We start from the raw sequence: 12,366 nt of genomic DNA, 5'->3' as shown, positions 1-12,366 counted from the left end.
GATGGCCGACGAGGAGCAGCGCGCGTCGGTGCCGATCGAGCGGATCGAGGTGGCCGCGTACACCATCCCGACCGACCGTCCGGAGTCGGACGGCACGCTCGCGTGGCGCGAGACGACGCTGGTCGTCGTGCACGCGTCGGCCGGCGGCGAGCGCGCGCTCGGCTACACGTACGCCGACGTCGCGACGGCGCGGCTCGTGGCCGACCGGCTGGCCGGCGTCGTGCGCGGGCGCGACGCGATGGCCGTCCCCGGCGCGTGGGCCGCGATGGTGAGCAGCGTCCGCAACCTCGGCCGGCCGGGGATCGCGCAGATGGCGATCGCCGCCGTCGACGCGGCGCTGTGGGACCTGAAGGCCCGCCTGCTCGCGCTCCCGCTCGCGACGCTGCTCGGCATGGCGCGCGACCGCGCGCCCATCTACGGCAGCGGCGGGTTCACCTCGTACACAGAGGCCGAGCTCGCGGAGCAGCTCGGCGGCTGGGTCTCCGCGGGGATCCCGCGCGTGAAGATGAAGGTGGGGCGCGATCCCGACGCGGATCTCGCGCGCGTTCGCGCGGCGCGCCGCGCCATCGGCCAGGACGCCGCGCTGTTCGTCGACGCCAACGGCGCCTACTCCCGCAAGCAGGCGCTCGCCTTCGCCGAGCGGTTCGCCGGCGAGGGCGTGCGCTGGTTCGAGGAGCCCGTGACCTCGGACGATCTCGACGGGCTGCGGCTCCTCCGCGACCGGGCGCCCGCCGGCATGGACATCGCGGCGGGCGAGTACGGCTACGACCTCGTCTATTTCCGCCGCATGCTGGACGCCGGCGCCGTCGACGTCCTGCAGGCGGACGCGAGCCGCTGCGGGATCACCGGCTTCCTCGCCGCCGCGGCGCTGTGCGAGGCGCGATCGCTCGACCTGTCGTGCCACTGCGCCCCCTCGCTGCACCTGCACCCCGCGTGCGCGGTGCAGCGGCTCGCGCACATCGAGTTCTTTCACGATCACGTCCGCATCGAGCGGATGCTCTTCGAGGGCGCGGCGGCGCCCGCGGGCGGCGCGCTCGCCCCGGACCTCGCTCGCCCCGGCATGGGGATCTCGCTCCGGCGCGCCGACGTCGAGCGCTTCGCGGTGTGAGGAGAGATCATGCAGCACGTCGAACAGCAGCAGGAGCAGGAGCGAGAGAAGGCGCCCGCGGAGGGCAGGCCGGCCGAGGCCGTCCAGCGCGAGATCGATCGCGGCGTGATCCGCTTCCCCGGCGAGCGGCGCGTGCGGCTCGCGCCCGCGGCCGGCCCCGAGGTGGAGGCGCTCGCGGACGAGCTCTCGCGCACGGTCGAGGGGGAGGTGCGCTTCACCGCGGGCGACCGCGCGCTCTACGCGACCGACGGGTCGAACTACCGGCAGCTGCCCATCGGCGTCGTCGTGCCACGCCACAAGGACGACGTGATCGCCGCCGTCGCCGCGTGCCGCCGGCACGGCGCGCCCATCCTCGCGCGCGGGGGCGGCACGAGCCTCGCCGGGCAGACGTGCAACGTCGCGGTCGTGCTCGACTTCTCGAAGTACATGCGCGGCGTCCTCGAGTTCGACCCCATGCACAAGCGCGCCAGGGTGCTGCCGGGCACGGTGCTCGACACCCTCCGCAACGCCGCGAACGAGTTCGATCTCACGTTCGCGCCGGATCCCTCGACCCACGAGTACTGCACGCTCGGCGGGATGATCGGCAACAACTCCTGCGGCACGCACTCGGTCCTCGGCGGGCGCACGGCCGACAACGTGCACGAGCTCGAGGTGCTGACCTACGACGGCCTGCGGCTGCGCGTGGGGCCGACGAGCGAGGAGGAGCTCGACGCCATCATCCGCGCAGGCGGGCGGCGCGGGGGCATCTACGCCGAGCTGCGCGCCATCCGCGACAGGTACGCCGATCTCATCCGCGCCCGCTACCCGCGGATCCCGCGCCGCGTGTCGGGTTACAACCTCGACGAGCTCTTGCCGGAGAACGGCTTCCACGTGGCGCGCGCCCTGGTCGGCACCGAGGGCACGTGCGTCACCGTGCTCGAGGCCACCCTGCGCCTCGTCGGCTGGCCCAGGTTCCGGTCGCTCCTCGTGCTCGGCTACCCGGACGTGTTCTCCGCGGGCGATCACGTCCCCGAGATCATGCGCTTCCAGCCGATCGCGCTCGAGGGGATCGACGACCGCCTCATCGAGGACATGCACAAGAAGGGGCTGCACGAGCGCTACCTGCGCTACCTCCCGGAGGGCCGCGGCTTCCTGCTGGCCGAGTTCGGGGGTGACACCCGGGAGGAGGCCGACGCGCGGGCGCTCGACGCCGTACGCGCGCTCGAGCGCGGGCCGAACCCGCCGTCGATGAAGCTCTACGACGACCCCGACCAGGAGAACGCGCTCTGGGAGGTGCGCAAATCCGGCCTCGGCGCGACGGCGCGCGTCCCGGGCGAGCCCGACACGTGGCCCGGCTGGGAGGACTCGGCCGTGCACCCGGACAACCTGGGCGGGTACCTCCGCGACCTGCGCGCGCTGTTCGATCGCCACGGCTACCAGCCCGCGCTCTACGGCCACTTCGGGCAGGCCTGCGTGCACTGCCGCGTCGACTTCGACGTGACGACGCCCGAGGGCATCCGCAACTGGACCCGCTTCCTCGACGAGGCGACCGATCTCGTGGTCCGCTACGGCGGCTCGTTCTCCGGGGAGCACGGCGACGGACAGGCGCGCGCGCAGTTCCTGCCGAAGATGTACGGCGAGGAGCTCATCGAGGCGTTCCGCCGCTTCAAGGCGGCGTGGGATCCTTCATTCCGCATGAACCCGGGCAAGGTCGTCGACCCCTACCGCGTCGACGAGAACCTCCGCCTCGGCGCCGACTTCCGCCCCGCCGCCGTGGAGACGCACTTCCGTTTCCCGGACGACGACGGCGACTTCACGCGCGCGACCCTGCGCTGCGTGGGCGTGGGCAAGTGCCGGCGCCACGACGGCGGCACGATGTGCCCGAGCTACATGGTGACGCACGAGGAGGAGCACACGACGCGCGGGCGGGCGCGCCTGCTCTTCGAGATGCTGGAGGGGAGCGAGCTCCAGGGCTTCCGCGATCGCGAGGTGCGCGAGTCGCTCGACCTGTGCCTCGCCTGCAAGGGGTGCAAGGGCGAGTGCCCGGTCCACGTCGACATGGCCACCTACAAGGCGGAGTTCCTGTCCCATTACTACGCGCGGCGGCTGCGGCCGCGCGCCGCCTACACGATGGGGCTCATCCACTGGTGGGCCCGCCTCGGGCAGCTCGTGCCGGGGCTCGCGAACCTCGTGACGCAGACGCCCGCGCTCGCGGCGGTGGCGAAGAAGATCGCGGGCATCGCGCCCGAGCGGAGCATCCCGCCGTTCGCGCGGACGTCGTTCCGGCAGTGGTTCCAGGGGCGGCCGCGGCGCAACGCCGGCGGACCGCAGGTCGTGCTCTGGCCGGACACGTTCAACGACCACTTCTTCCCGGAGACGGCGATCGCCGCGACCGAGGTGCTCGAGTGGGCGGGCCACGAGGTGATCGTCCCGGAGCAGAAGCTCTGCTGCGGCCGGCCCCTCTACGACTTCGGCTTCCTGAAGACGGCCAAGCGCCTGCTGCGGGACGTGATGAGCGCGCTGCGCGACCCGATCGAGCGGGGCGTGCCGGTGGTCGGCCTCGAGCCGAGCTGCGTCTCGGTCTTCCGCGACGAGCTCCACGGGCTCTTCCCCGACGACCCGCTGGCGACGAAGCTCCGGCAGCAGACGCACATGTTCGGCGACTTCCTGAAGGGGGCGGCGGGGGGCGATCCAGCCCGTCCGTCGCCCGGCGGGCGCGGGCTGCCGCGCCTCGATCGGCGCGCTGTGGTGCACGGCCACTGCCATCACAAGGCGATCCTCGAGATGGACGCCGAGCGCGACGTGCTCCACGGCATGGGCCTCGACGTCGAGCTGCTGGACTCGGGCTGTTGCGGCATGGCAGGCGCGTTCGGCTTCGAGGAGGGCGCCAAGTACGACGTCTCGATCCGGTGCGGCGAGCGCGTGCTCCTGCCCGCGGTCCGGTCGGCGCCGACGGACGCGCTGATCGTGGCCGACGGCTTCAGCTGCCGCGAGCAGATCAAGCAGACGACCGACAGGCAGGCGCTGCACGTCGCCCAGGTCGTGCGCATGGCCGCGCTGCACGGCCCCGAGGGGCCGGCGGGCGACTACCCCGAGCGCGCCTACCTGCCCGGGCCCGCGGACGTCTACGTGGCGCCGCGGACGACGGTAGCGGCGCTCGCCGCGGCGCCGGCGGGCGCGGCGCTCCTCTGGGCGGGCGGCCGCCGGCTCGCGGCCGAGCGGCGACGGGCGCGGCGGCGCGAGCGATGGCTCCCGGCGGCGGGCGTCGCGGCCGCGGCGCTCGCGGCGGTGGGGCTGCTCGGGCGGCTCGCGCGGCGCCGCGGGTCGCGATCGCCGGCGCCGCGATGAGGGCGGGGCCTCGGGCGCGCGCGGGTGCGCGGGTGGAAGAACGCCTGCGCGCCCGGCGCCGGCGGCAGGGCCGGCCTGCGCTGCCCTGTCACGAACGCGCTCGGGCGTTCCTCAGCGCCCTCCACCCCTCCGGGAGCGAGAGCGCGAAGACGACCATGTTGGCCGTCAGGGCGACGAGGCAGTACGCGCACCAGGCCCTCTCCCGTCTCCGCATCTGGACGAAGAGCCACCCCGACACGGCCGCTTCGACGGCCGCCTTGGCCGCCACGGCGACGGGGATCCCGGGCGTGTCCCTGGCGCGCTCTGCGCCTCCCCAGCCGGCCAGCGCCAGGTTGGAGGCGAAGCTGGTGAGCGAGATCGGCGCGTCCGGCAGCGTGAGCCCGAACGCGATATCGGAGCTCGTCACCTTGTCCGAGTCGAACCCTGGGAGCGGAGGATCGGGCAGGTGCTCGATGATCCCGAGCTGAAACAGCGAGACGACCGCCATGCTGGCGCCGCCCGCGAGGGACGCGACGGCGATGAGACGGCGCCGGGCGAGATCGCTCGATCGGCCGCGCCGGAGCGCGGCGCGAAGCGCGCCGGCGCCGGGCAGGCGCGACGCCCGCCGCCGCCTCGCCCGCCGATCACTGCCCGATGCGCCCTGGTCTTTCCTCATGATGTCACCCCCTCTCGAGCGCGCGCCTGCATGCGCCCGGCCCCGAGCGCCTGCGCCGAAGGGCCGCACCACACGCCCAGCGCCAAGACGACTCGATTCAACGACTTACGACAATCGCAAGCAATTGCAACGAAATTGCAAGCCATCGCAAAAGGGGGCTGGGATGGGAGCTCATGAGTCGACTCGCCGTGCTGAACCGGGGAGCGAGCGCCGGCCGCGGTCGGACGCCGGGACGGGCGAGCGTTCGCCGAGCGAACGGCAGGAGCGCAAGAAGAAGGTGCTCACCCAGGGCACCTCCTCGATGGCGCAGAGCATCGCGGATGCGATCGTCCTGAAGCAGGGCGGCGTCTTCCTGGTCACCGAGCAGGGCGGCTCGATCCCCCTGCAGGGCGAGCACGGCTTTGGCCTCTACTACCACGATTGCCGGTTCCTGAACGGCTATACCGTCGAGCTCGACGACGCCCGGCCGGAGGTGCTCGCTTCGACCGCGGAGGCAGACCACGCAGGCGTCTTCCGGCTCGCGAACCCCCGGATCCTGATGCGCGAAGGGCACATCATGTCCGAGCACGACGTCGGCCTCCGGTGGGAGCGGGTCATCGACGGCGATGCGACAGCGGTCTACGAGAACATCACGGTTCACAACTATGCTCGCTCGGCGGTCGACCTCGAGGTGAAGCTGACCTTCCGCGCCGAGTTCGAGGACGTTTACGCGGTCCGCGGCCTCATGCCCGAGGCGCTGGGGAAGGTCTGCGCCCCCACGGCGAACGACGACGCACTGCGCTTCTCGTACGATGGCGCCGACGGCCTCCAGCGCGCCGTGACCATCCGCTGGGGCTGCCGGCCGGACGCGATCGACGGCACCTCCGCGCTCTTCCGCGTCCGGCTGCCGCCCGGGCACAGCCAGGCGGTCTCCCTCGTGATCTCGCTCTCGGAGTCCTCCGGCGCGGCGCCCGCCCATCGGCACGCGCCCGCGCCCTCGTGCTCGGGGGCCGACGTCGCGGCGGCGAAGCGGCGGGGAGAGGAGCACCTCGCCGCGCAGGCGCAGGAGAGGGCCCACGTCGAGACCGACAGCCTGCTCGTCAATCGCGTCCTCGCGCGATCGTTCACCGACCTGCTCCTCCTGCGGACCCCGCTCGATCACGACACGTTCTTCGCCGCGGGCGTGCCGTGGTACACGGCCCTCTTCGGCCGCGACAGCCTGATCACGGCGCTCGAGGTGCTGCCCTACCAGCGGACCGTCGCCGTCGATACGCTGCGGCTGCTCGCGCGATTCCAGGCGCGCGAGCGCGATCCGTGGCGCGACGAGCAGCCGGGCAAGATCCTGCACGAGCTCCGGGTCGGCGAGCTCGCGCGGGTCGGCGAGATCCCCCAGACACCGTATTACGGGAGCGTCGACACGACCGCTCTGTTCCTGATCCTCATCTCACGGCACGCGGCGTGGACAGGTCGGCTCGACGTCTTCCACGAGCTCAGGGAGAACGTCGACGCGGCGCTCGGGTGGCTGTCGAGCCCCGAGGCTCACCCGGAGATCAACGGCTACCTGGCTTATGACTCGACCTCGAAATCGGGTCTCGTCAACCAGGGATGGAAGGACTCCGGCGACGCGATCGTCAACGAAGAGGGGCAGATCGCGGAGCCGCCGATCGCGCTCGTCGAGGTGCAGGCGTATGTGTACCTCGCCAAGTCGGGGCTTGCCGATCTGTTCGAGCGCGCGGGCGAGGCGGAGACGGCCTCGCGGCTCCGGCGCGAGGCCGCGGACCTGAAGGAGCGCTTCGAGCGGGATTTCTGGCTCCCGGAGCGAGGGGTGTACGCGCTGGCGCTCGCGAACGGCGGCCGCCGCGCGGCTGTGTGCTCGTCCAACGCCGGACACGCGCTGTGGGCGGGCATCGCCGACCCGTCCAGGGCGCGGACATGCGCGGAGCGCCTGCTGTCGGAGAGCATGTATTCGGGCTGGGGCATCCGCACGCTCGCGGCGGACGAGAAGGCCTACAATCCGATGTCGTATCACCGCGGGACCGTGTGGCCCCACGACAACGCGCTGATCGTCGCCGGGCTGCGCCGCTACGGCCTCGACAGCGAGGCGCGCACCGTGTTCGGCGGCATCGTGAGGGCCGCCATGTATTATCGAATGTACCGGCTGCCGGAGCTCTTCTGCGGCTTCCCGCGCGGCGAGCACGGCGCTCCGGTCCGCTACCCCGTCGCGTGTCACCCGCAGGCGTGGGCCGCCGGGGCCGTCCCGTACATGCTCGCCTCGCTCCTCGGGCTCGAGCCCGAGGGCTTCGAGCGGCGCCTGCGCGTCGTTCGTCCGGTCCTGCCCCGGCTCGTTCGCCGCGCCACGCTGCGCGGGCTGGCCGTGGCGGACGGCCGCGTCGATCTGGAGTTCCGGAGAAAGCGGGGCGACGCGGTCGAGGTCGACGTGCTGCGGGTCGAGGGCGATGTCGACGTCGTGGTCGAGGAGCGCTGAGCCCGGAGCTCATCGGCACTCGCCGGCTGAATTGAATCCCTCCCCGGCGCCCGTCGCGCGCCGCCCCGCTGGCGGGTGATGGTCAACTTTGCCCGAGAAAGATCACAGGGAGACGGGGAGATTTACCAAGTTCTTCTCCCCGCCTCCCCGCCTCCCTGTTGAAATTTGACCAGTACCCGTCGGCGGGGCAGGTCGGGTCAGACCGCCGGCGGCTCGGTCTGGCGCTGCCACGCGCGGTGCATGGCGATCGCCTTGATGAACGCCGGCGCCGCCGTGGCCACCGCGTCGTCCGGCAGGACGAGGAGGCCCGGATCGGCGTCCGCGCCGGCCGCCGCGGCCCTCACGCCCGCGGCCTCGGCGAGCGGCGCGGCCGACGCCGGCACGAGCAGGGGCTTGCAGTGGCGGTACTGGAGCTGGACGAACTCGACAGCGAGCCCGTCGCGCGCCAGCGCCGCCGCGCCCCCGCCGGGCGGCAGCGCCGCGGCGTCGAAGAGGACGCTCGGGGCCGCCTCGATCGTGACCTCGACCGGCAGCTCGTCGCCCTCGGCGGTGCGCACCACCCCGAGGCGCGCTCCGACGTAGCGGGGCACCGCGCCCGCCAGCAGCAGCGCGTCGTAGAGCGCGCTCGCCGCCGCCCCGCTCACGCCGTCGGCGACGAGGAGCGCGACGCGGCGGCCGAGGATGCGGCCATCGCCGGGCCGGGCGAACAGCGACAGGGCCGGCGACGCCGCGACCTCGGGGTTCTTGACGGGCGGCGCCACCATCGAGAGCGGCTCGGGGAGCGGCATGCCGAGGTCGGCCGCGACGCGCGCGGCCAGCCCCTCGTCCACGTTCCGCAGCATCCGGACCATGCGTTCGCGGATGGCCTGCGTCTGCACGCGCGTCAGCTCGAAGCGGAAGGCGCGCGCGATGTGCGCGCGCTCGACGGGCGTCTGGCTCGCCCAGAAGAGGCGCGCCTGCGTGTAATGGTCCGCGAACTTCTCGGGCTTCGCGCGCAGCTTGCTCGGCTCGGTCGCGGCCTGCTGCGCCAGGAGCCGCTCGGCGACTGTGGCGAACCCGCGCGCGCCGGCCTGGAAGGGGCAGCCGCCGGCGAGCGAGTTGGGCTCATAGTTCACGCGGCCGCGGTTGATCGCCTGGCGGTGGAACCCGTCGCGCTGGTTGTTGTGCACCTCGGCGACCGGCGCGTTGATCGGGATCTCGTGGAAGTTCGGCCCGCCGAGGCGCGTGAGCTGCGTATCGAGGTACGAGAAATTGCGCCCCTGCAGCAGCGGGTCGTTCGTGAAGTCGATGCCGGGCACGATGTGCTGCGTGCAGAACGCGACCTGCTCCGTCTCGGCGAAGAAGTTGTCGGGGTTGCGGTTCAGGACGAGCCGGCCGACGGTGCGCAGGGGCGCGAGCTCCTCCGGCACGATCTTGGTCGCGTCGAGCACGTCGAAGCTCCACCGCTCGGCCTCGGCCTCCGTGAACGTCTGAATCTGCAGGAGGTACTCGGGGAACGCGCCGCCCTCGATGGCCTCCCAGAGATCGCGACGGTGGAAGTCGGGGTCGGCGCCCGCGATCTTCACCGCCTCGTCCCAGTCGAGCGAGTGCGTGCCGAGCATGGGTGTCCAGTGGAACTTCACCAGCGTCGCCTCGCCGGCCGCGTTGACGAGCCGGAAGGTGTGCACGCCGAAGCCCTGCATCGTCCGGAAGCTGCGCGGGATCGCCCGGTCGCTCATGTGCCACAGGATCATGTGCATCGACTCGGGCATGAGCGAGATGAAGTCCCAGAAGGTGTCGTGCGCGCTCGACGCCTGCGGCATCTGGTGGTGCGGCTCGGGTTTGACGGCGTGCACCATGTCCGGGAACTTCATCGCGTCCTGGATGAAGAAGACGGGGATGTTGTTGCCTACGAGATCCCAGTTGCCCTCTTCGGTGTAGAACTTCACGGCGAAGCCGCGCACGTCACGCACCGTGTCGGCGCTCCCGCGCTCGCCCGCCACGGTCGAGAAGCGCACGAAGACCGGCGTCCGCTTGCCGACCTTGGCGAACGGCGCGGCCTTGGTGAGCGAGGTGATGTCTTCGGTGCACTCGAAGTAGCCGTGCGCGCCCGACCCGCGCGCGTGCACGACGCGCTCGGGGATGCGCTCGTGATCGAAGTGGGTGATCTTCTCGCGCAGGATGAAGTCCTCGAGCAGCGTCGGGCCGCGCAGCCCCGCGCGAAGGGAGTTCTGGTTGTCGCCGACGGGCACGCCCTGGTTCGTCGTCAGCGCCCGACCGAGCGAGTCGACCCGATGCTTCTGCAGAGGTCCCTGGTTCGGGTTCTCGCCCGGCGCCGCCTTGGCGCCGTTCTTCTCGGACTCGTTGCTCTCGGTGATCGTGCTCGCGGTCGCGTCGAGGTTCTCGGGCTTCGCCGTGGCACCCTGCGGCGGCTGTGGCATTTTGCCGCGTAGCGCGTACTCGGCGCTCTTGTTCACGTTCTCGGAGATCGCAGCGACGAGCGCTTCCGTGGCGTCGACCTTCGCGTCGAGGCGGTCGGCTGCCGCGGCGTTGCGGACAGCGGCGTCATCGCTGCTCGTCCCGCTGCCGAGCGCGGTCGCCGCGCGCTCGAGGAGGCTGCGTTTCGTCCGTGCCGCCCGCGGCTTCGCCGACGGGCCGCCCATCGATTGTTTCGCGCTGCCCGCGCCCTTTTCGGTCGGCGCTGGATCACTGGACGACAGCTTCGCGGGGTCTTTGCGATCGGTCATGAGATGTCCTCCCGGAGAGCCGGGGTTTCAGCAAAGAACGCACCAGCACGCGAGCTTCAGGCAAGCGCGGGCGACCGACGCACGGCCGAGCCCGTTGCGGTGCCTCGGTCGGCCCGCCGCGGCCTGGTGGGGCGTCGACGTGCCGCCGGCCGCGGGCGCAGACGGGGCGCGCGTGAGCCAGAGTTCCTCCGACCGCAAGGCGCGCCGGACAAGGCCTATCGCCTCGCAGCGCATCATCCCGGACCCGCCAGCCACCCTTCGATCGCCGGTGTTCGCCGTGCTGCGGTGCGAGCGCGATCCATCAGAAATGAGACTGCCGCCACCTCGGCCCCAGCGGTGAGCTGGCGAGAATTGCATGAAATGTCGCGCCTCCAGGTGCGCCGCCGTATCGCCCCTTTCCTGAAGCCATTCCGAATTACTTCCCGGACCAGGGCGGCGCTCCCTTGATCTGGGCGGGGATCGACGCGTGGCCTCACGCCACACAGATTCAACACGGCGTCGCTCGGCGCCTCGACCCGCCAAGGCGGTCTTCATAGCCAGCCCCCGGCATACCGACGCTCGCAACCACAACGCCCACAAACAACGGAGAAACAAATGATCTTTGAAAGCATTCACGCCGCAGGGAATTACATACCCCCAAGAATAGACAAACCAGCCTCCACGACACACAAGGGGCTAAAAGGCCTACCAGCAACAGCAGGCACGGGATTTTTTCAGACCATGACACAGCACTTAACAATGACCAGAAGAGGATTCTACGATCGCAAGATCGCCGAACTTCTTGCTTTCGCGTCATCATGGACATACTCGGACATCAGTACATATGCGTACGCGATGGCAAACCACGGCCTGAAGAACAACAACTGCGTTTCCATCACATTCACGAATGACGCACTGTTCGTCGACACTTCAGCGTTCATCCTGCAAAGCCAATTCAGTGACGCCGCGATCATCTCCTTCCGAGGGACAAAGATCCGTGGCCCGATCAACTGGCTCACCGACGCAACCGCTCGAAGAGAGTCCTTCCTCTCCGCTGGAGAAGTTCACGGTGGCTTTCACCGCGCCATCCGGGCGATCTGGCCTGTGCTCAGGCCGTTGCTCATTGCCGTCGCCGAAAGGAGATCCGTCTGCGAAGAGCTCGAGTACCAGAAGCGAATATGGCTAAAGTCCTGCGGAGACACGACGCCGCATGAGTTCCCGAGCGACGAACCCACAGGTACAGTGGAAGAGCCATCAGCCGCAGCCGAGGGACCGCCTGCCCCGGCCATCAACGACCCCATCATCCCAAACGAGCCACCCATATTAATTTTGCCCGAAAAGAAGCCGCCTGCAATTTACATCACGGGGCACAGCCTGGGGGGAGCTCTGGCGGTTCTCGCTGGCGCGATACTTCATCGAGACGATGATTTCAGCACGCAATTCGGCTCTGCCGTCCGTGGCATTTACACTTACGGACAACCGATGGTCGGCGATTCCACATTTGCCCGCGAGCACAAGGACAGCATCGGCACGATCCTGTTCCGCCATATTTACGAAAGGGACATTGTACCTCGCCTTCCACCCATTACCATGGGGCGATTCGAACACATCGGACGAGAGTACCACTCAACCGAAACAGGATGGGCGCTGCGGGACGAGCCGGCGCGTAGGGCGATAACGGCCGGCGTCAGCAACATCATCGGCATCGCGGCCTGGTTGACGCAGGATGTGCTCCCCGTCAGCTGGCTACGCCTGCCATTTTCGTGGGGCCACCACTCGCCGATCAACTATATGCGAGCGTCGATGATCGCCGATCCGGGTGCCGAGTTCGATCCCTTTGCGCCCACCGTGTGAGCGCTACCTGCCATCGCGAACCGGGCGCCGCCCCTCACGTTGACGGTCCGTTTCGCCCGGCTCGTGCCTCTGCGGGAGCGCCTCCCGGAAGGCGCGGGCGCCGCTGGACGCTGGAGGAGGTCGAGGAGCTCCTCGGGCCACCCCGACGCCAGCGTCACGCAGCGCTACGCCCATCCCGCAGACTCCGCCCGCGACGCAGCGGCAAGGGAGACCCATCGGGCGTCCGGCGTATGGGCCGATCGATCAGCCCATG

6 protein-coding genes are annotated in these 12,366 nt (G+C 70.6%); 4 read left to right on the top strand and 2 right to left on the bottom strand.

Features of this window, described 5'->3' with window-relative positions; all coding sequences use genetic code 11:
- Position 1: 1 nt before the first annotated feature.
- Together WMF14_RS12035 and WMF14_RS12030 are read left to right on the top strand one after the other, a co-directional pair.
- Positions 2–1,108: an enolase C-terminal domain-like protein gene (locus WMF14_RS12035; protein ID WP_437800995.1), complete on the top strand. Its 1,107-nt coding sequence runs from the start codon at positions 2–4 to the stop codon at positions 1,106–1,108.
- 9 nt (positions 1,109–1,117) lie between these two features.
- A complete protein-coding gene (locus WMF14_RS12030; protein WP_437800993.1) occupies positions 1,118–4,435 on the top strand; it encodes an FAD-binding and (Fe-S)-binding domain-containing protein in 3,318 nt (1,105 codons plus the stop codon).
- A gap of 88 nt (positions 4,436–4,523) precedes the next feature.
- On the opposite strand, the gene WMF14_RS12025 is transcribed toward WMF14_RS12030, so the two are convergent.
- On the bottom strand, positions 4,524–5,090 hold the full coding sequence (locus WMF14_RS12025) for a vitamin K epoxide reductase family protein (protein ID WP_437800991.1): 567 nt from the start codon (positions 5,088–5,090) through the stop codon (positions 4,524–4,526).
- A 163-nt stretch (positions 5,091–5,253) separates the two neighbouring features.
- Between WMF14_RS12025 and WMF14_RS12020 the strand changes: the two genes are divergently transcribed.
- Positions 5,254–7,554, top strand: a complete 2,301-nt coding sequence (locus tag WMF14_RS12020) for an amylo-alpha-1,6-glucosidase (protein ID WP_437800989.1) — start codon at positions 5,254–5,256, stop codon at positions 7,552–7,554.
- A 197-nt stretch (positions 7,555–7,751) separates the two neighbouring features.
- Here WMF14_RS12020 and WMF14_RS12015 read toward each other — a convergent pair whose 3' ends face one another.
- Positions 7,752–10,280, bottom strand: coding sequence for a catalase (locus WMF14_RS12015; RefSeq protein ID WP_437800988.1), 2,529 nt, complete (start codon positions 10,278–10,280; stop codon positions 7,752–7,754).
- Between the two features lie 594 nt (positions 10,281–10,874).
- Between WMF14_RS12015 and WMF14_RS12010 the strand changes: the two genes are divergently transcribed.
- Positions 10,875–12,113: a lipase family protein gene (locus tag WMF14_RS12010; protein ID WP_437800986.1), complete on the top strand. Its 1,239-nt coding sequence runs from the start codon at positions 10,875–10,877 to the stop codon at positions 12,111–12,113.
- Positions 12,114–12,366 lie beyond the last annotated feature (253 nt).

Origin of the sequence: Sorangium sp. So ce693 (genome assembly GCF_051521375.1) — a bacterium.
In the GTDB taxonomy this organism is placed as follows: Bacteria; Myxococcota_A; Polyangia; order Polyangiales; family Polyangiaceae; genus Sorangium; species Sorangium atrum.
Note: the sequence above shows the minus strand (reverse complement) of the source record. Positions and strands in the feature narration are given on the sequence as shown.

What these genes read in the sequence shown, in the direction of transcription:
- WMF14_RS12035 (WP_437800995.1), top strand. Translation starts at nt 2, where the DNA reads ATGGCCGACGAGGAGCAGCGCGCGTCGGTGCCGATCGAGCGGATCGAG.
- WMF14_RS12030 (WP_437800993.1), top strand. Translation starts at nt 1,118, where the DNA reads ATGCAGCACGTCGAACAGCAGCAGGAGCAGGAGCGAGAGAAGGCGCCC.
- WMF14_RS12025 (WP_437800991.1), bottom strand. Translation starts at nt 5,090, where the DNA reads ATGAGGAAAGACCAGGGCGCATCGGGCAGTGATCGGCGGGCGAGGCGG.
- WMF14_RS12020 (WP_437800989.1), top strand. Translation starts at nt 5,254, where the DNA reads ATGGGAGCTCATGAGTCGACTCGCCGTGCTGAACCGGGGAGCGAGCGC.
- WMF14_RS12015 (WP_437800988.1), bottom strand. Translation starts at nt 10,280, where the DNA reads ATGACCGATCGCAAAGACCCCGCGAAGCTGTCGTCCAGTGATCCAGCG.
- WMF14_RS12010 (WP_437800986.1), top strand. Translation starts at nt 10,875, where the DNA reads ATGATCTTTGAAAGCATTCACGCCGCAGGGAATTACATACCCCCAAGA.